The sequence below is a fragment of the Domibacillus sp. genome, assembly GCF_031181085.1.
Classification (GTDB): domain Bacteria; phylum Bacillota; class Bacilli; order Bacillales; family Domibacillaceae; genus Domibacillus.
Genome location: NZ_JAPSLE010000001.1, coordinates 228049 through 247437 on the forward strand (window position 1 = coordinate 228049; position 19389 = coordinate 247437).

21 protein-coding genes are annotated in these 19389 nt (G+C 44.1%); 13 read left to right on the forward strand and 8 right to left on the reverse strand.

Features of this window, described 5'->3' with window-relative positions:
• The first annotated feature begins 5 nt into the window (after positions 1 to 5).
• Positions 6 to 1151: a cystathionine beta-lyase gene (gene metC / locus RIN81_RS01320; RefSeq protein ID WP_309086950.1), complete on the forward strand. Its 1146-nt coding sequence runs from the start codon at positions 6 to 8 to the stop codon at positions 1149 to 1151.
• 42 nt (positions 1152 to 1193) lie between these two features.
• Here metC and RIN81_RS01325 read toward each other — a convergent pair whose 3' ends face one another.
• From RIN81_RS01325 to RIN81_RS01340, 4 genes are all read right to left on the reverse strand, one after another.
• Positions 1194 to 1445 (reverse strand): GlsB/YeaQ/YmgE family stress response membrane protein, encoded by a 252-nt coding sequence (locus RIN81_RS01325; protein WP_050181614.1) that lies wholly within the window; start codon positions 1443 to 1445, stop codon positions 1194 to 1196.
• A 152-nt stretch (positions 1446 to 1597) separates the two neighbouring features.
• Positions 1598 to 1843 (reverse strand): hypothetical protein, encoded by a 246-nt coding sequence (locus tag RIN81_RS01330; protein WP_309086951.1) that lies wholly within the window; start codon positions 1841 to 1843, stop codon positions 1598 to 1600.
• 9 nt (positions 1844 to 1852) lie between these two features.
• Complete coding sequence (locus RIN81_RS01335; RefSeq protein ID WP_309086952.1) at positions 1853 to 2026, reverse strand: hypothetical protein; 174 nt, start codon at positions 2024 to 2026, stop codon at positions 1853 to 1855.
• A gap of 72 nt (positions 2027 to 2098) precedes the next feature.
• Complete coding sequence (locus tag RIN81_RS01340) at positions 2099 to 3316, reverse strand: NupC/NupG family nucleoside CNT transporter (protein WP_309086953.1); 1218 nt, start codon at positions 3314 to 3316, stop codon at positions 2099 to 2101.
• A gap of 172 nt (positions 3317 to 3488) precedes the next feature.
• Between RIN81_RS01340 and RIN81_RS01345 the strand changes: the two genes are divergently transcribed.
• From RIN81_RS01345 to RIN81_RS01370, 6 genes are all read left to right on the forward strand, one after another.
• On the forward strand, positions 3489 to 5060 hold the full coding sequence (locus RIN81_RS01345) for a peptide chain release factor 3 (RefSeq protein ID WP_309086954.1): 1572 nt from the start codon (positions 3489 to 3491) through the stop codon (positions 5058 to 5060).
• A 128-nt stretch (positions 5061 to 5188) separates the two neighbouring features.
• Entirely contained in the window at positions 5189 to 8263 is a 3075-nt protein-coding gene (locus RIN81_RS01350; RefSeq protein ID WP_309086955.1) for an efflux RND transporter permease subunit, read from the forward strand.
• Positions 8264 to 8508: 245 nt separating this feature from the next.
• Positions 8509 to 9294 carry a TerC family protein gene (locus tag RIN81_RS01355; protein ID WP_309086956.1) on the forward strand — a complete coding sequence of 262 codons (786 nt, stop codon included), beginning with the start codon at positions 8509 to 8511 and terminating at the stop codon, positions 9292 to 9294.
• 110 nt (positions 9295 to 9404) lie between these two features.
• Positions 9405 to 9629, forward strand: a complete 225-nt coding sequence (locus RIN81_RS01360; RefSeq protein ID WP_309086957.1) for an FAD-dependent oxidoreductase — start codon at positions 9405 to 9407, stop codon at positions 9627 to 9629.
• A gap of 144 nt (positions 9630 to 9773) precedes the next feature.
• Positions 9774 to 10157, forward strand: a complete 384-nt coding sequence (locus RIN81_RS01365) for an FAD-binding oxidoreductase/lyase (RefSeq protein ID WP_309086958.1) — start codon at positions 9774 to 9776, stop codon at positions 10155 to 10157.
• Positions 10154 to 10354: a hypothetical protein gene (locus RIN81_RS01370; RefSeq protein ID WP_309086959.1), complete on the forward strand. Its 201-nt coding sequence runs from the start codon at positions 10154 to 10156 to the stop codon at positions 10352 to 10354. Before RIN81_RS01365 ends, RIN81_RS01370 begins: the two co-directional genes overlap by 4 nt.
• Positions 10355 to 10596: 242 nt before the next feature.
• Here the strand turns inward: RIN81_RS01370 and RIN81_RS01375 are convergent, their stop codons facing one another.
• Together RIN81_RS01375 and RIN81_RS01380 are read right to left on the reverse strand one after the other, a co-directional pair.
• Entirely contained in the window at positions 10597 to 12342 is a 1746-nt protein-coding gene (locus RIN81_RS01375; protein WP_309086960.1) for a B12-binding domain-containing radical SAM protein, read from the reverse strand.
• On the reverse strand, positions 12339 to 13340 hold the full coding sequence (locus RIN81_RS01380; protein ID WP_309086961.1) for an acyltransferase family protein: 1002 nt from the start codon (positions 13338 to 13340) through the stop codon (positions 12339 to 12341). Before RIN81_RS01380 ends, RIN81_RS01375 begins: the two co-directional genes overlap by 4 nt.
• Before the next feature lie 174 nt (positions 13341 to 13514).
• Between RIN81_RS01380 and RIN81_RS01385 the strand changes: the two genes are divergently transcribed.
• From RIN81_RS01385 to RIN81_RS01395, 3 genes are all read left to right on the forward strand, one after another.
• The gene (locus tag RIN81_RS01385) at positions 13515 to 13952 is read left to right on the forward strand and encodes a MarR family winged helix-turn-helix transcriptional regulator (protein ID WP_309086962.1); all 438 of its coding nucleotides are present in this window, start codon (positions 13515 to 13517) and stop codon (positions 13950 to 13952) included.
• Between the two features lie 64 nt (positions 13953 to 14016).
• The gene (locus RIN81_RS01390; protein WP_309086963.1) at positions 14017 to 14625 is read left to right on the forward strand and encodes a CPBP family intramembrane glutamic endopeptidase; all 609 of its coding nucleotides are present in this window, start codon (positions 14017 to 14019) and stop codon (positions 14623 to 14625) included.
• Positions 14626 to 15135: 510 nt separating this feature from the next.
• On the forward strand, positions 15136 to 17268 hold the full coding sequence (locus tag RIN81_RS01395) for an ATP-dependent Clp protease ATP-binding subunit (RefSeq protein ID WP_309086964.1): 2133 nt from the start codon (positions 15136 to 15138) through the stop codon (positions 17266 to 17268).
• A gap of 38 nt (positions 17269 to 17306) precedes the next feature.
• Here the strand turns inward: RIN81_RS01395 and RIN81_RS01400 are convergent, their stop codons facing one another.
• Entirely contained in the window at positions 17307 to 17486 is a 180-nt protein-coding gene (locus RIN81_RS01400) for a YkvS family protein (protein WP_069939554.1), read from the reverse strand.
• A gap of 172 nt (positions 17487 to 17658) precedes the next feature.
• On the opposite strand from RIN81_RS01400, the gene RIN81_RS01405 reads away from it, so the two are divergent.
• Together RIN81_RS01405 and RIN81_RS01410 are read left to right on the forward strand one after the other, a co-directional pair.
• The gene (locus tag RIN81_RS01405) at positions 17659 to 17853 is read left to right on the forward strand and encodes a hypothetical protein (protein ID WP_309086965.1); all 195 of its coding nucleotides are present in this window, start codon (positions 17659 to 17661) and stop codon (positions 17851 to 17853) included.
• Between the two features lie 12 nt (positions 17854 to 17865).
• On the forward strand, positions 17866 to 18600 hold the full coding sequence (locus RIN81_RS01410; RefSeq protein ID WP_309086966.1) for an SDR family NAD(P)-dependent oxidoreductase: 735 nt from the start codon (positions 17866 to 17868) through the stop codon (positions 18598 to 18600).
• Here the strand turns inward: RIN81_RS01410 and RIN81_RS01415 are convergent.
• Positions 18597 to 18977, reverse strand: a complete 381-nt coding sequence (locus tag RIN81_RS01415; protein ID WP_309086967.1) for a PilZ domain-containing protein — start codon at positions 18975 to 18977, stop codon at positions 18597 to 18599. The genes RIN81_RS01410 and RIN81_RS01415 overlap by 4 nt on opposite strands.
• Positions 18978 to 19121: 144 nt before the next feature.
• Here RIN81_RS01415 and RIN81_RS01420 point away from each other — a divergent pair, with 144 nt between their 5' ends.
• Positions 19122 to 19388, forward strand: coding sequence for a phosphocarrier protein HPr (locus tag RIN81_RS01420; protein ID WP_309086968.1), 267 nt, complete (start codon positions 19122 to 19124; stop codon positions 19386 to 19388).
• The last annotated feature ends 1 nt before the right edge of the window (position 19389 follow it).

Genomic DNA, 19389 nt, shown 5'->3' on the forward strand with positions numbered 1-19389 from the left:
ACGAGTTGAGCGACTATACATTTCAAACCAAATTACTCCATAACAATCATAAATTTGATCCAAATACTGGCGCGGTCAGTGTGCCAATTCAGCATGCATCTACGTTTCATCAGCCTGACTTTGATTCGTTTGGCCAGTATGATTACAGCCGGTCCGGCAATCCGACTCGTGAAACGCTAGAAGCAGCAATTGCTGAATTGGAAGGCGGCGTGCGTGGCTTTGCGCTCGCTTCCGGTATGGCGGCTATCTCTACAGCGTTTATGCTTTTATCAAAAGGCGACCATGTAGTGGTGACAGATGATGTATACGGCGGCACGTTCCGGATGGTTACATCCGTGCTCACACGCTTTGGCATTGAACATACATTTGTCGATATGACAGATCTGGATGCTGTTGCTAAAGCTATTCAGCCGAATACAAAAGTGCTTTATATGGAAACGCCGTCTAATCCGCTGCTAAAAGTAACCGATATTGAGGGCGTTGTGAAACTCGCTAAAGCGAACGGATGCCTGACATTCTTAGATAACACTTTTTTGACACCTTATTTGCAGCGGCCCATTGAGCTTGGTGTAGATCTTGTTCTTCATAGTGCAACAAAATTTTTATCCGGGCACAGCGATGTGCTGGCCGGTCTCGCTGTAGCAAAAGATGAAGAATTAGCTGCTCAATTTTATGCGCTGCAAAACTCGTTTGGAGCGGTGCTTGGCGTTCAGGACTGCTGGCTTGTGCTGAGAGGATTAAAGACATTATCAGTCCGGATGGAGCAGTCACAAAAAGGGGCAGCTGAAATTGCTCATTACCTGGCTTCTCACCCAAAAGTAAAGCATGTGTATTATCCGGGACTTGCTGAGCACCCAGGCCATGCCACTCACTTCCGCCAAGCAGCAGGCGGCGGTGCTGTGCTGTCATTTGAATTAGAAGATGCAGATGCGGTACGCCGTTTTACTGCCCGCGCAAAAATTCCAGTATTTGCTGTCAGTCTTGGTGCGGTTGAATCTATTTTGTCATACCCGCCAAAAATGTCCCACGCGGCTATGCCGGATGCGGAACGGGACAAGCGTGGCATTCGAGACGGATTGCTGCGCCTGTCCGTTGGGCTGGAATCTCCAGATGATTTAATCCGGGATTTTGAACAGGCTTTTCAAGATTAATGCAAAAAAACGTCATCCTTTTTAAAAGGATGACGTTTTTTATTAAGCGTGACGCATTTTTTTAAGGATAAAGCTTACAATGGCAACAAGGATGATAGCGCCGATTAAAGCTGGAATAATGGCCATTCCACCGATGGTTGGTCCCCAATCGCCAAAGATTGCGCCGCCAATCCATGCGCCAATAATACCTGCAATAATGTTGCCGATGATTCCGCCTGGAATATCCTTACCTAGAATAAGTCCTGCTAACCAGCCGATGATTCCACCGACAATTAAGAAGATAATAAAGCCCATGATGTTTTCCTCCTGGTAAAGTTATTTGTAATGCTTTGATGGTTTATGTATTCCCGATATCAAATAGATCAAACCAAAAAAATGAATAAAAATTAATTGACAATATTTTCACAGTCAAGACAAAAGAAAAAGAAAGAGCGATCGCTCTTTCTTTAGTATTTCCGAATGGCAAAATCACATTCACCTTCGAGCGCTTTAATCAGCGGACCGAACCCGCTGGCTTTATCCATTACACGCTGATCAAGCAGTTCATTAAATCGGCCTCCGTAAAATTTCACATAAGGCATAATGCTGAGACGGTGGCCGCCCCTCTCAGGGTCTTTCAATACATCAACCTGTGCAGCAACATCAACAAACGTTTCATCTGCATAATCATCAATGGCGGCAGCCTGCTGCACGGCGTTTTGTTAGCAGGCAGCAATTGAAGCACTAAATAACTCAAGATAGTTTGTCCGCAGTTGTCCTTGGCCGCCTAATATGGATGGAGTGGTCAGCTCAAGGTTCAGCGGTCCCTCTTCTGTCCAGACGCTTCCTTCCCGTCCGCCCTTTGCATTAACGGTCACACTATAGACCGGTTCCATTAAGAATCGCTCCTTTTCGGGTCAGATTGAGTTTCTTCTATCATTTCCCTGTGAAAAGAAGCGGCCAAACAATTAAAGAAGCATACCGGCAATCGCAGCGCTGAGCAGGGAAGCAAGAGCACCTGCTATAACTGACTTTAAGCCGAGGCGGGCAATGTCAGCACGGCGGGAGGGAGCTAGGTTTCCAAGTCCGCCAATTAGAATTGCTAATGAAGAAATATTCGCAAACCCACAAAGCGCAAAGCTGATAACAGCGACTGTTTTCGGAGTCAGGCTGTCGATTTGCGGGGCGAAATTAGAATAAGCAACAAATTCATTTACAACGAGCTTTTGTCCGATAAAGCTGCCGGCTGTAACAGCTTCATGCCAAGGAACACCGATGGCAAAGGCAATTGGCGCGAAAAGGTAGCCAAGAATCATCTCAAGAGAGAGGCTGTCTAATCCGAACCATCCGCCGATTAAGCCAAGCAGGCCGTTGACAAGAGCGATAATAGCCGTAAAAGCTAGTAACATGGCGCCAATATTCAGGGCAAGCTGAAGACCGACGCTCGCTCCTTTAGCAGCTGCATCAATTACGTTGACAGCATCTTCATCTGATTCCATTTTAAATTCTTTTGGCTCAGGTTCCGCAGATGTTTCTGGAACAAATAATTTAGCCATGACAAGTCCAGCCGGTGCAGCCATAAAACTTGCAGCAAGTAGATACTCAAGAGGCACGCCAAGAAGGGAGTAGCCAATCAAAACAGAGCCCGCAACGGATGCAAGTCCGCCTGTCATAACGGCAAATAATTCTGATTCTGTCAATTTGTTAATATAAGGCTTAATCACAAGCGGGGCTTCCGTCTGCCCGACAAAAATGTTGGCAGCAGCCGACATCGACTCCGCTTTTCGTGTACCGAGTATAGCGGACAAGGTACCGCCAATTATTTTAATAAAAAACTGCATAATGTTTAAATAGTACAAAACAGAAATCAAGGCCGAGAAAAAGATAACAACAGGAAGAACATTTAAGGCGAATACATATGTAATCCCAGATTGTTCTGTATATAAGCCGCCAAATAAGAAATTAATCCCTTCATTAGCATAGCCAGTAATTGCGTTGACGACTTCTGTTAGCTTCAGCATCATTTTTTGCCCGAAGCTCCATTTTAAAACAACAAATGCAAAAACAAGCTGGAAAGCAAGGCCGCCAAGTACAGTCCGCCAGTTGATGCGCTTTCGATTAGTCGAGAAAAGAAATCCAATCCCTAATACGATTACAACCCCAAATAGTCCCCAGAGGAACGACATTTTAAACACTCCTTTAATTTTCTTTACACATCCACATCTGACTAGTTTATAATTAACAGCGTTGGCTATTCAACTGTTTAGAAAAAGACGCAACATTAAAATAATACTTACTTATATAGCTTATCTGATTTAACAGAATATAAACGTGTAAGGAAAGAAAGGAAGAACAGAAATGGCATCATTTAAAGAAGATGTATTATCGAGACGAACCTTTGCAATTATCTCTCACCCGGATGCCGGGAAAACGACGATGACAGAGAAATTGCTTCTATTCGGCGGTGCAATCCGTGACGCCGGAACGGTAAAAGGAAAGAAAACAGGAAAATTTGCTACATCTGACTGGATGGAAATCGAAAAGCAGCGGGGGATTTCCGTAACCTCTTCTGTTATGCAGTTTGCTTATGAAGGGTACAATGTAAACATTTTGGATACACCGGGTCACCAGGATTTCTCGGAAGACACGTACCGGACGCTGATGGCGGTTGATAGTGCCGTGATGATTGTCGATGCGGCAAAAGGGATTGAAGCCCAGACACTCAAATTATTTAAAGTATGCCGCATGCGCGGCATTCCGATTTTTACGTTCATTAATAAACTGGACCGCCAGGGGAAAATGCCGCTTGAACTGCTGGAAGAGCTTGAAGAGGTGCTCGGCATTCAGTCATATCCGATGAACTGGCCGATTGGCATGGGGAAAGAGTTTTTTGGCATTTACGACCGTTATAACAAGCGGGTTGAACAATTCCGTACAGAAGAAGCGGACCGTTTTTTGCCGCTTGATAAAGAGGGGCATATTGCGGTTGACCACCCTATTAAAGAATCTTCTCTTTACACAGAAGCGATGGATGATATTTTACTGCTAGAAGAAGCAGGCAATGAGTTTTCTCGGGAAAAAATTAATTCAGGTGAATTATCACCTGTCTTCTTCGGCAGCGCACTGACAAACTTCGGCGTACAGACATTTTTAGAAACGTACCTGCAGTTTGCGCCGCCGCCACAGCCGCGCAATGCTGACGCAGGAGAAGTTGATCCGCTGAACGAACAGTTTTCCGGCTTTATTTTTAAAATCCAGGCAAATATGAACCCCGCTCACCGTGACCGGATTGCTTTTCTGCGTATTTGCTCCGGCAAGTTTGAGCGCGGTATGGCGCTTACACTCGCCCGGACAGGAAAAACAACAAAGGTGTCCCAATCCACACAATTTTTAGCGGACGACCGTAGTACGGTCAATGAAGCGGTTAGTGGGGACATTATCGGACTATACGATACAGGAACGTACCAAATTGGCGATACCCTTACAGGCGGCAAGCCTATTTTCCAATTTGAAAAGCTGCCTCAGTTTACTCCGGAGCTGTTTGTAAAAGTGGCAGCGAAAAACGTGATGAAGCAAAAAAGCTTCCACAAAGGAATCGAGCAGCTTGTACAGGAAGGCGCTATTCAAATGTATAAAACGGTCCGGACAGAAGAGTATATTCTCGGGGCTGTCGGGCAGCTTCAATTTGAAGTATTTGAGCACCGGATGAGCGGTGAATACAATTCAGAAGTGCGTATGGAGCCAATTGGCCAAAAAATTGCCCGCTGGATTGAAAACGAAGAGGATATTACCGATGCAATGTCGTCTTCGCGCAGCACGCTTGTGCGCGATCGTCATGGCAAGCTTGTTTTCCTGTTTGAAAATGACTTTGCGCTCCGCTGGTTCCAGGATAAGCATCCAAATATCCGCTTATATAACTTAATTGGATAATCTCTTTTTAAAGAAGCCTTGTTACAAGGCTTCTTTTCTTTTGGCCATAAAAGTGTTCAATTTGGTCAGCGGGCCGATCATTCGGTATAGTTAAAGAAGAATCAGTCAAGAAAGAAGGAGGAAGCAGGTTGAAGTTAAGCCGATTTTCGATTGACCGGCCCGTGTTTACGACGGTCATTATGTTTTTAGTCATTATTCTCGGAATCGTTTCCTTAACCCGGATTCCGTTAAAATTAATTCCGGATTTAAATCCGCCGATTGCGGTGGTGGTGACTAATTATGAAGGGGCTGGTCCGAAGGAAGTGTCGGAAAAAGTAACCAAGCCGCTTGAAACAAATCTGGCCACTCTTCCAGGCATAGAAAATATCTCATCGACCTCCCAGGAAGGATCCAACTTTATTTTGCTTGAATTTTCCTGGAGCACAAGTATCGATGATGTTCAGAACGATATACTGCAGCGGATTGGGCAGACACCTATGCCGGACGGTGCAGGGGAACCCCAGTTGTTAAAATTTGATCCATCACAGTTTCCTATTATTCAGCTGTCCCTTCAGGCAGGAGCAGAAGAAGACCTTGAACGTTTGGCAGAAGCGCTGCAAACGAATTTGTCTTCCGTAGAAGGCGTGGCGAATGTATCGGTTACAGGAACAACAGCCGACGAAGTTATTGTAGAGCTTGATGAAGAAAAATTAGAGGAGTATGGGCTGGGACAATCTGACGTTGTTCAAGTAATCGGTGCCAATAACGTATCACTTCCGGGCAGCACAGTGGAAACAGAAGGGAAGACGCTGACTACGCGTGTTATCAGTCAGTTAACATCACTGGCAGACATTGAAAATTTAATCATTTCGATTAACCCGCTTACTGGAGAAGAAATAAGTATAGCCGATGTGGCCGTTGTTCAAAAAAAACCATTGAATGAAAATTCCATTACACGAGCGAACAAGCAGCCGGCTGTTTTATTAAGTGTTCTTCAGGAATCAAATGCAAATACAGCAGAAGTATCAAAGAGGTTCCAGGAAAAGCTGGATGAGCTTCTGGAAAAAGGCGAATACAAATCCGTTCAAGCCGATATTTTAACAGACCAGGGAGATTATATCCGGCTGGCAATCGGAAACATCGCCAATTCTCTTGTTGTTGGCGGGGTGCTGGCCATGGCGGTTCTTTTCTTCTTTTTACAAAACATCAGAAGCCCGCTTATTATTGGAGTAGCCATTCCTTATTCCGTTATTATTACGTTTGTACTCATGTTTTTGGCTGGGTTCAATTTGAATATTATGACTCTGGGCGCTCTTGCCCTCGGGATCGGAATGCTCGTTGATAATGCCATCGTAGTCATTGAAAACATTTACCGGCACCTGTCAATGGGGAAGGATTCAAAAACAGCTGCTTATGACGGCGCTAAAGAAGTCGGTGCGGCGATTACAGCTTCTACTTTAACGACCGTTGCTGTTTTTCTGCCTGTTGTGTTTATCTCAGGGATTCTCGGTCAGATTTTCAAAGAATTCGCTTTAACCATTTCCTTCAGCTTGCTGGCTTCACTTTTCGTTGCTTTAACCGTGATACCGATGCTGGCCAGCCGCTTTTTAAAAACAGTACCCGCCGATTTGGAAATGAAGCGCCAACAGTCACGCCGGCTGATGTTATTTGAGAGAGCTGTGAGATGGTCACTCGCACATCGGCTGATTGTCCTTGGTACAGCACTGACATTGCTTGCTGGAGGTGTGTTCGGGTTAACGAAAGTGGGAACTCAGTTTTTACCTCCAACCGATGAAGGGTTTGTAACGGTTCGGGTAGAGACGGAAAATGGAACTTCCCTTGAGGAAACAAACCGCGTGGTTAGAGCTGTTGAAAAAGTGCTGGCCGGTGAGCAGGATACACAGGTATACGTGAGTTTAATTGGATCGACGCAGGAAGGATCATTTCGTGGAGGAGACAGTGCAAATGAAGCCGAACTGTATGTGAAAATGAAAGAAGATCGGAACCGGTCTATTTTTGACTTTGTAGATCATGTGAAGCCAGCTGCAGAGAGAGCTGCAAAAGAAGTAAATAAAACAGCGGATGTAAGGTTTAATCTTCAATCTGCATCTGGAACTACTCCGCAAACGTTGTCTTTTAGCGTACGGGACAGTGATAAAACCCGTCTTGATCGTGTAGTTGAAAAGCTTCAGTCGGAAGTAGCAGCAATTGACGGTGTAACAGATGTACGAACAGATCTGGATGAAACGGTTCGCGAAATACAAATAACGGTCAACCGTGAAAAAGCCCAAGCAGCTGGGTTTGCGCCTGCTCAAGTAGCGCAGCTCGTTAATGACGCAACACGCGGCGTGTTTGCCACACAGATTATCGAAGAAGAATCCTCGGAAGTAAAAGCGGTTTACGTCCGGTACGATAAAGATGTAACAGCAAATTTGGAAAAATTAAAGAAAATGCTTGTTAAAACACCAGCCGGCAACTTTTTGGCTCTTGAAGCATTAGCAGATATTGAAGTAACAAAAGGACCTGTTAATATTCGACATATTGATGGACAGGATGCCGTTCAATTTACGGTTACTTACGCAGCATCTCAAAATCTGGGAGACATTTCTTCGGCTGTAGATGAGAAAATTGCCGGCCTGCACTTATCGGATCAAACCGTTGTTTCATACAGCGGAGACCAAGAGCTTTTGGATAATTCTAAGGATGATATGATTATGGCAATGGTGCTGGCCATCGTACTTATTTACATTGTTATGGCTGCCCAGTATGAATCATTTAAATATCCGTTTGTGATCATGTTTACAGTACCATTAATGATTATTGGAGTAGCGTTGTCGCTTATTATGGCAAAATTGCCACTTAGTATCCCTGCTGTAATTGGTATTTTAATTTTGGTCGGTATCGTCGTCAACAATGCCATTGTAATTGTTGATTATATTTTACAGCGAAAAGAAGAAGGATATTCTGGCACAGAAGCCATTGTCCAGTCTGTTAAAGACAGGGCTCGCCCAATATTAATGACAGCTCTGACAACCATTCTCGGGCTCATTCCGCTTGCATCAGGAATTGGTGACGGGACGGAAATCAACCAGCCGATGGGGATCGTTGTGATCGGTGGTTTGGTTTCCAGTACGTTTTTAACGCTTTTTGTTATTCCGGTTGTGTTTAGTTTTTTTGATCGGGGGACAAAAAGAGAAAAAAGTTTACAAACTAAAAAGAATTGAATATACTAATATTGTGAAAAATAAATTTCTTTGACGAATAGTCGAAGGGGAGTAGCGTTAGGTGCAAACCTAAAGCAGTGTCGTCACTTCATGGATTTGATCTATATCCATCGGCGCTGCTGGCATGAAGGAAGACCACACATGCTTAGCGAGACCTTTGTCTGTAATCTATTACAGACAAAGGTCTCGCTTTTTTTGTTTTCTTCATGCCTGTTTTAAACCATTATTGGAAGGAGATGGGTAAAATGGATGCAGCTTTGTTACTAGAATACGCATGGGTGCTCGGTGTCCTCATTATTTTGGAAGGGATCTTGGCAGCGGATAATGCAGTCGTCATGGCCGTTATGGTTAAGCACCTGCCGAAGGAGCAACAGAAAAAAGCGCTGTTTTACGGATTGATGGGGGCTCTTGTTTTTCGCATTGCGGCACTGTTCCTTATTTCGTTCCTCGTCAAAGTATGGCAGGTACAGGCGATTGGCGCTCTTTACTTGTTCTTTATCTGCGTCAGTCATTTGTACAAAAAGTGGAAAGAAGACAAAAAGATCGAAGGGCATGGACTCGAAAAGGATTTGCGCGGCTCTTCTTTTTGGATGACGGTGTTAAAAGTAGAAGTGGCGGATATTGCATTTGCCATTGATTCGATGCTCGCGGCGGTAGCATTAGCCGTTACACTTCCGGAAACAGGCTGGGGCCAGATTGGCGGCATTGATTCCGGGCAGTTTTTGGTGATGTTCCTTGGTGGATTTATCGGTGTGATCATTATGCGTTTTGCGGCTACCTGGTTTGTCCGTCTTCTTCAAAAATATCCAACACTCGAAACAGCCGCATTTTTAATTGTCGGCTGGGTTGGCGTGAAACTGGCAGTCTTTACATTGTCTCACCCATCCCTGGCAGTGCTGGATGAGCATTTTCCTGAATCAAAACCGTGGAAGTTCGTTTTCTGGGGTATTCTCCTTGCGATTGTTGCCGGCGGTTATTTAGTTGCCCGCGCGAAAGGGCCTGAACAAAGCAGTGAAAACGCCAGCGCTTAAAGAAAAAAACTTTAAAACACATCGAATATCACAATTCGATGTGTTTTTTTATGTGAAAACTATGCTTTAAGCGTATAGATAGAGACGGATAAGAAAAAGGAGATACAGCTATGGATTTAAAATCAGGAAGTGTGTACTGGCAGGAGACATTGAAAGAAGCGCCGGCTTATCCATCTGTAAAAGAGGATATAAAGTGCGATGTCGTGATTATCGGTGTAGGTGTATCCGGCGCCTGTACCGCTTATGAATTAAGAAACAGCGGCTTTGACGTCGTGCTCGTTGAAAAACGGACAGTGGCCGCGGGAAGCTCGAGCGCGAATACAGGCTTACTGTAGTTTGCCAACGATCAGCTTCTGCATGAAGCGATCCGTTCATTTGGCAAAAAGACAGCAGTTGATCATTATCGGCGCTGTTTTAATGCAATCCGCTATCTTGAGAACGATATCGCCCCGTCGCTGCCGATTGATCCGGACCTGGCCATGCGCAGCAGTTTATTTTTCGCGAGCGGTGAAGAAGATATCCGCAAAATACAAACAGAATACACTGCTTTAAAAGAAGCCGGTTTTGATGTTGACTATGTGGAAAGAGAGGAAATGAAAAAATGGGTTCCTTTCAGCCGGCCGGCTGCAGAAGAAGGAGTCCGTGTGTTTGAGCCAACAGAAGTAAGTTTAAAAAAAGCGGATGAAGCCGGTGTCGTTCTGCGAACAGAGGCCGGCCATTTACTCAAAGCAAAAAAATCCGTTTTTGCCCAAGGGTATGAAACGCAAGAAACGGTAAAGGACCGAAACGCAGTCGTCGAAAGCAGCTATGCGATTATAACGAATCCAGTAGAGATTTATCGTTTTGGAAGGATGGCGTTATGATTTGGGAATCCAACTGCCCTTACTACTACGCCTGGACAACAGCAGGCCGGCGCATTGTAATCGGCGGACTTGATGAACCGGCTTCAGAGGGAAGGGAGCGTGACCGAAAAATGCCGGCAAAGATGGAGAAGCTTGTTGGAGAAGCTGAGGCATGGTTCCCGTCTTTAAAAGGAAAGATACACGCGGAGTACAGCTAGAGCGGGTCGTTTACCCATACGCAAGACGGGCAGCCCATCATCGGCCAGTACAGTCATGTGCCCAACAGCTTGTTCCTGCTTGGCTATGGCGGCAACGGAGTGGTGTACAGCTTGTTTCTGTCCCGTCTGATCGTCCGGTTTTTAATGGGAAAAAGAGATGGGGCTTTTTCATTTTATTCAAAAGAGCGGGTTTATGAACCAAAGTAAAAAGCGGCAGGCCGGGAAGGCCTGCCGCTTTTGGTTTAAATTGCTGCCGTTAAACGGGATGGAAAAAAGTAAGACGAAGAGCCGGCACCGTTTGGCTGGAAGTAAACAAGCAGCCAGCCGTCTTCTTGTGCCCAGGCGCCATTTCGTTTTTGCATTGTAACGGGCTCTAGGATCGTATGCTTATGCAGTTCTTTTTCGCGAAGTCCAAGAGATGCGAACGACTCACCGGCAAGAAGCGGGTGGGCGGCAAGCTGCTGATAGATCGCTTTCCGCTGGGCAGACTCGTCTGTATTCCACCAAGGCTTACGCGGCTTAAAGCGCTGATTGGCTAAATAATCATACTTCATAATACTCTCCACATGAGCCGCGTCATTCGGATAAGCCGTCCGCACAAACGAATCTAGCCGTTTAAATAAATCCTCCAGCTGGTGGCCGATACGGCTCCAGCCGTTCGCTTCCCAGAAGGCACCGAAATCCTGAAAGAAGTCAAACGGTGTTTTGGCGAGATGGCGTGTAATATAATCAATCGTCTCGTCTGTCCGATGATCGTTCCAGTACTTTTCAAGCACGTCTTCCGTTTGTTTAATACGAATGACTTCATCGAATGGAAGCACCCGGTTTGACAGCATTTCATACGGCGCTTGATCCATGTACTGATAGCCGTATTGAGGAGCGCTCAGACGCAGACCTGTGCCGCGAAGCAGCTTTAAGAAGCCAAGCTGCAGCTCTTCCGGCCGAAGGGCAAAGACGTCGTTAAAGGTATTGCGGAATGAATCGTAATTTTCTTCTGGCAGGCCGGCGATCAAATCAAGGTGCTGCTCAATTTTACCGCCTTCCTTTACCATCGTCACGGTACGTACTAATTTTTCCCAGTTTTGTTTTCGCTGAACGAGCTCGTTTACGCCGTCATTGGTCGACTGCACCCCGATTTCAAAACGAAACAAACCGGCCGGGGCGTTCTCGTTTAAAAATTGAATCACTTCCGGGCGCATAATGTCACCTGTAATCTCGAATTGAAATACAGTGCCGGGCACATGCTCATCAATGAGAAACTGAAACATTTCCATTGCATAGCTTCGGCTGATATTAAATGTCCGGTCAACAAATTTAATGGTTTTAGCTCCGTTTTTCATCAGAAAACGAATATCGTCTTTTATTTTCTCGCGGTCAAAATAGCGCACGCCGGTCTCAATAGACGATAAACAGAATTGGCAGCGGAATGGACAGCCGCGGCTCGTTTCAATGTAGGTAATCCGCTTAGACAGTGAATCCAGGTCTTCTTCAAAGCGAAACGGGGAAGGCAGCTCGCGCAGGTCGATTTTATTCGTTTGAGGCTGAATACGCTGTTTACCGTTTTCTTTGTAGGCAAGGCCGGGCACTTTGGAAAAGTCGCGCTCTCCCGACAGCTGATCGAGCAGCATGCGGAACGTTTTTTCTCCTTCACCGATCGCGATGAAGTCCACATCTGTAAGCCGGTCCAGCCAGTATGAAACATCATAAGTAACTTCTGGGCCGCCAAAGACAATTGTACACTCGGGCAGTACTTTTTTAATCATGCCGGCTACGCGGATCGTTTCTTCAATATTCCAGATATAGCAGCTGAAGCCGATCACATCTGGTTTGTGGCTGTACAAGTCGGATACAATATTCATGGCAGGATCTTTGATCGTATACTCGGCCAGCCGGATATTATAGGCATCCTCACAGTAAGATTTCAAGTAACGGATCGCTAAATTAGTATGGATATATTTTGCATTTAATGTGCAAACAGTAATATTCACGATTTATTCTCCTTTTTAATGAAAAAGCTGGGGCGTTTCAGCTCCAAAAATGGGCGGAACAGGACGGCTGTCCATGGAGACGCCAGGGCAAATGTTAAAACAGCGGCAGTTCCAAGCAAAACAAGCAGAGACGGCGGCAGTTCCAGTGTTTCTACACGCCGTGACGACTGAACAAAAAAACCATGCAGCAAGTATACGTATAATGTATTGCGTCCCCATGTGGTAAAGAAAAAGACTTTATGCGGCACAACGGAAAGAAAAAAAGCAATCATGACGATATTAATAGCATAAACAAACAATCGTAAAAGCAAACCATCTGTTCCGTCAGCGCCAAGCGCCGCGTACGATTGGGAGCCAAACAGCCACTCAATCTGCATCGCTGTATGCGTATAGCAGTATGCAAACAGCCCGGCCGCAAAAAGAAACAGCGGAATGCGGGACCGCATGCGGAACAACGGCTGGAACCATTCTTTTTTTGCATAATAGCCCGCTAAAAAGAATGGGAAAAACACAAAAGTCCGGCCGATGCTTAAAACAGTTAGTGATTCATTAACCAAGCCGATTCCAACACCGGCTGCTACCGAAAGGATAAGCGCAATGAACGGGTTTTTCAGCCATTTAACAGTGCCTAAAAGCAATACATGCCAAAGGAACAAGCTCATTAAAAACCAAAGCGACCATTCAGGGATCAGCAATCTTACAGAAAGGGCTTCTTCATGGTCGATCCAAAAATAAAAAACCGAATACACACATTGAAAAATAAGAAATGGAATCAGCAGCTTTTCGGCCGCTTTTTTAATATAGCCCGGCCGCTTTATGTTTTTGGCGAAAAAGCCGGAAATCAAAATAAAAGCTGGCATATGAAAAGAATAGATTACCATATAAAGAGTATAAAGAAACGGACTGGTGTGAATATATGGACGAAGAAGATGGCCAAATACCACCAAAAAAATAAGAAAAAACCGAACGTTGTCAAAATAATTATCACGTTTTTTCAATAAGATCACCTGTTTAATAGAGTAAACACATGACGTTATTATACACGACCGAGAAAGGAAATCGACAAAAACCGCTGTGGAAATTACGGAAAATCGCAGCTTCCTGCTTCCAAAAGGAAGCAAAAATGTGTAACGTATAAATGAAGAAATGAATAGACAGGCAGGGGAATAATAATGAAAGAAAGTGAAAAATCGTTAAAATTATTTATTGTGCTATCGCGCGCATATAAAGTGGTAAACGAGCAGGTTAATGGGTTTATTCAAAAGTCCGGTCTTAATCCGACAGAATTTGCCGTACTGGAACTGTTGTATCATAAAGGGCCTCAGCCGCTTCAGCAGATCGGCGGGAAAATCCTGCTTGCAAGCGGCAGTATTACATACGTTGTAGATAAGCTTGAGAAAAAGCAGCTGCTAAAACGGGTAGCCTGCCCACACGACCGGCGCATTACCCATGCCGCTGTCACGGAAGCAGGAACAGAACTGATTGAGCACATTTTTCCAGTGCATGAGCAAAACATTCATGATCTGGTAAGTGTGTTGTCGGAAGAAGAAGTCGAACAGGCAACGGCTATTTTAAGAAAACTAGGGCTGTCTATTAAAAACTTGTCGTAACGCTTTTGCCGAATCTGAGTTTTATATGGTAAAATAACTCGGATTAAGGAAAGGAGCTTTATGAATGGCACTATGGAAAGACTGGCGCTTTATTCTTGGAGTGGCAGCGGCATACATTCTCTTATATGTAACTTTCTTGGATAAAGATATTTTTTGGTATATTTACACAGCAGCTACTTTGTTTTTTATTAGTATTTCAATTATAAGCGAGCCCATAGATGACCAGCAGAATACAAACCGGTTTATGCTATACGGTATCTTGTCTGGGGTTGTTTTATACGCACTCTTTGCGGCTGGATATGCACTGCTGAAGCTGATGCCTGTATCGGCAGAGGAGCATGTTTCTTCTATCTATGCTTTATTCAGCCCCGTATTTGTTTGGCATTATATCGTTCTTGTGCTGATTATCATTCCTGGAGAAGAATTGTTTTTCCGGGGATTTATCCAAAAACGCCTCGGCCGCTATATGAACAAGTGGGCAGCTATGGTGACAGCGGCACTGTTTTACGCTTCTGTTTTTGTTTTTTCCGGTGAATGGCTTTGGATGGTGGCAGCTCTTTGTGGCGGCTTGTTTTGGGGAAGCTTATATATATGGCGCAAAAGCATACCAATGCTGATTATTTCTCACTTAATCTTTGATTTGCTTTTTGTTGTTTTTTTGCCGCTTGCATAAAGTGCCTTTTTGGCGCTTTATTTTTTTTGAAAAAGTGCTTGAAAGTCAAAAAAGGTCAAAGTATAATAAGTACATGGTCAGAGATGGTCAAAGTTAAACATAATAATTACTCGCGAAACTTTTTAGATCAATTTGCAGGACAGTCAAAAACCAGAGAAAGCAGTTTTCTCTTGGGGAAGCTGAACTTGCTTTTGTTCTCCTTATGCCTGCTCGTGCTGTTTTGCTGAGGCACATCATATTGAGCAGAAAAGTTGAAAGTCAAAAAGGTAAGTTTATAATAGAGTTATAGTCAAAGATGGTCAAAATTAAGAACAACGAAACTTTCAAACGAACTTGCAATGTAGGGCAAAAGCAATACAAGAATCCATTTCTTCTATGTAAGTTGAACTTTTCTTTTGTTGCAGCCATTTCCATTTAGGGTGAGCAGAAAAGTTGAAAGTCAAAAAAGGTCAAATTATAATAAAGATATAGTCAAATATAGTCAAAGTCAAAACAAAGGGGATGACGTGGATGAAATGTCAAAAATGCCAGCAGCATCGCGCGAATGTGCAAATGAATGTCCGTGTCAATGGTCAATCAGCACAGTATCATTTATGCGATGCATGCTTTCAAAAAGAAAAACAAACTATGGGAGGAATGAACATGAATTTTGGATCATTCGGTTTTCCATTTGATGAGTTTATGAAAGGAATGCAATCACAAAATCCGCAGCAGGCAATGAAGCAGCAAGTACCGCCAGCTGGAGCGGGACGCGGAGGGATTCTCGATCAATTCGGACGCAATCTGTCCTCACTTGCCAAAACCGGATTAATTGACCCGGTGATCGGCCGCGACAAAGAAGTTGCGCGTGTGATTGAAATTTTAAACAGAAGAAATAAAAACAACCCTGTTCTGATTGGGGAGCCTGGTGTTGGTAAAACGGCGATTGCAGAAGGACTTGCTCTTTACATTGCAGAAGGACGAGTGCCGGCGAAACTGACAGGCAAAGAAGTATATGTGCTGGATGTTGCTTCCCTTGTTGCCGGTACAGGTGTGCGCGGGCAATTTGAAGAGCGTATGAAACAAGTCATTGAAGAAGTAAAAACGCGAAAAAATATTCTTCTTTTTATTGATGAAATTCATCAGCTGGTTGGAGCGGGGTCAGCAGAAGGCTCTATGGATGCCGGCAATATTTTAAAACCGGCTCTTGCCCGCGGTGAAATGCAATTGATTGGTGCAACAACATTAAAAGAATACCGTCAAATCGAAAAAGATGCAGCGCTTGAACGACGCTTTCAGCCGGTGCAAGTTGCGGAACCAAACGTAGAGGAAACGATTCATATTTTAAAAGGTCTGCAGAAGCATTATGAAGACTTCCACCAGGTTACTTACACTGAAGAAGCGATTCAAGCGTGTGCCGCTCTGTCACACCGTTATATCCAGGACCGGTTCCTGCCGGACAAAGCAATTGACCTTCTTGACGAAGCAGGTTCTAAGTTAAACTTGACCATTGACCCGTCTGATACAGCTTCTATACAAGAACAGCTTTCCGAGGCAGCAAAGCGTAAAGAAGAAGCCTTGCAGAAGGAAGCATATGAAGAAGCAGCAAAATGGCGTGACGAAGAAGCTGCGCTGGAACAAAAACTGGCTCAAGGCGGTACAGCGGCTGAGGCACCAATCGTCACAGCAGAAGTGATTCAATCATTAATTGCAAGCAAAACAGGCATTCCGGTTGGAAAGCTTCATCAAGATGAACAGCTTCAAATCAAACATCTTGAAGAAAATCTTGCCGGTAAGGTAATTGGGCAAAAAAGAGCCGTTCAAAAAGTGGCGAAAGCGATCCGTCGCAGCCGTGCGGGCTTAAAAGCGAAAAACCGCCCAATTGGTTCATTCCTGTTTGTCGGACCGACAGGGGTTGGTAAAACAGAATTAACAAAAACATTGGCAGAAGAGTTATTCGGCTCTAAAGAATCCCTTATTCGCCTGGACATGAGTGAGTTTATGGAGAAACACAGTGTGTCTAAACTGATTGGTTCTCCTCCGGGATATGTGGGATTTGAAGAAGCAGGTCAGTTAACAGAAAAAGTGCGCCGTAATCCATACAGCATTATTTTGCTTGATGAAATTGAAAAAGCACACCCTGATGTTCAGCATATGTTCCTGCAAATAATGGAAGATGGCAGATTAACAGACAGTCAGGGACGGACGGTAAGTTTCAAAGAGTGCATTATTATTATGACAAGCAACGCTGGTGTCGGCAGAAAAAATATAACAGTCGGCTTTGACAAGCAGGCTCAAAAATCCGATGATTCTGTTCTTGACTCATTGTCTGATTTCTTCAAGCCGGAATTTCTAAACCGTTTCGACGCGATTATCGAGTTTGAAGCGCTTGGCAAAGAGGAGCTTATCCAGATTGTTGATTTGATGCTCGGCGACTTGAATGATATGCTTGCGGAGCAGCAAATGAAAATTGATGTGAATGCAGCAGTAAAAGAAAAGCTGGCTGAGATTGGTTTCAATCCTCAATTCGGGGCACGGCCGCTTCGCCGGGCAATTCAGGAGCATATTGAAGATGCAATCGCTGATTTTATGATCGATTATCCAGATGCTTCGCATTTAAAAGCAGTAGTTAAAAACGATCAAATTACGATTCAGTCAGTGTAAATAAACAAAAGAGCGGATTCTAGAATCCGCTCTTTTTTTCATGCATGGACGATGATATAATTTTTATGGTTAACGACTGTTTTTTCTTCTAATTCGCGCTCGTCGAAATCTTCCATTATTGTCAAATCAACAATGACGGAGTTTTCATTTACTTTTTCGACGATCCCGCGTAGGCCGTCTTTAAATTCAATAATGTTGCCGACTTCTGCTTTAGTCATCTGTTTCGCTCCTTTTCGACAATTGACGATACCATTTTCTCTCGTTTTCTTTTATAATGAAAACGTTAGCGAAAGGTATTAAAATAAATTTTGCCTTATTTTTTGAAAATAGTAAAGGATTTTACACGGTGTTGTGTTAATTTTTTGACTATTTTAATAGGAGGTGAGGAGCGTGACTGCAGAAGAAGCTGCGGGATATATTGAAAGCCTTCGCAATGGAACTGTTGCACGTGTACACATTGAACGAAATGATTTTCTTTCGTTTCGGCAGGTGCTTATTCAACAGGCTGACTTTAAACATTTCCGAGGCATTGCCAAACACGGTGGCCACACTGAATATGAATATATGGAAGCACCTCGAAGCTAAAGGAGTGGAAGCATGTTCAAGAACAAAGCCGTCATCGTAACAGGCGGGGCGAATGGGATTGGCAGAGCAACAGCCTATGCTTTCGCCGCAAAAGGTGCCAACACAATTATTGTAGATATGAAAGAGGAAGGCCGGACAGTTGTTCAGGAATGGAAGCAATCCGGTTATAACGCGGCGTTTTATTGTGCGGATGTAGGAAATACAGACAAAATGGCAGAGTTGTTTGCGCAGATTAACCAGGAATACGGCGGCATCGACATCTTAATTAACAATGCAGGAGTTTCTTCTTTTGGCTCTATCTGGGACATAAAGAAAACAGACTGGGACAAAATAATGACCACCAATGCAGCCAGCGTCCTGTTTTGTTCCCGCGAAGCCGCCCGTTATATGAAAAGCGGCAGCGCCATCGTAAATATGTGCTCAACTCGGCAAAGTATGTCAGAGCCTCATACAGAATTGTATGCAGCGTCAAAAGGAGCCATTTATTCGTTGACTCATGCGCTTTCCGTGACATTAGGTGAGAAGGGAATACGGGTAAACAGTATCAGTCCCGGCTGGATTGAAACGGGTGACTACACGAAGCTGCGGCCGGAAGATCATGCCCAGCATCCAGCAGGCCGGGTCGGCAGGCCGGAGGATGTAGCCAAAGCCTGTTTATATCTTACCGACCCGGAAAATACTTTTATAACCGGAGAAAATTTGGTTATTGACGGTGGAATGACGCGCAAAATGATTTATGTTCATTAACGTTTCGACTTTTTCAATTGCTCTTTCGCGTACCTTTTAAGCGAGTCAATAATCTGGTTTTTTAATGCTTCGTTTCCATCGCTTTGAACACCGTAGTGATATACGCTGCCGGCTTGTCGCTGCCGAATCATTTTTCCTGGAAAAGAAATAAGCGTACCAGCCAGCTGAAAAGTAAAAACGAGAATCGGATCGACGGCTGGGTCAAGAGCCTCTTTTGAAGCCGCTTTTAATCCACTGGGGCTGATATCGAGGATAAAAGCATCAAACGATTGAACTTTTTTTCTTTCATCTGGACCGGTGGACTCGAATACCTCGCAAACCGCTGGAATTGATTCGGAAAAAGCATAACGAAACGCTTCCTGTCTTTTATAATACATGCTAAAAACTCCTTACGCTTGTCTATATTTGTCTATTTTAAAAGATAAAGGGAGAAGCAGCAACTTGAAAAAACTCGATCGTTGAGAGAAATGAAATTTAATGCTATTCTCTATGAAGAAAAATGTATGAAGGAGAGACGATCCATGTCGAAAAAAACTTTTACAGTAACAGCAGACACAGGCATTCATGCACGTCCTGCAACATTGCTTGTTCAAACAGCAAGCAAACACTCAAGCGATATAAATCTTGAATTTAACGGTAAAACAGTGAACTTAAAATCCATCATGGGTGTAATGTCACTTGGAATCGGCAAAGGTGCTGAAATTACGATTTCAGCAGAAGGCAGTGATGAAGAATCTGCACTCCAAGCGATTGAAACACTACTCCAAAACGAAGGGCTGGCAAACTAAT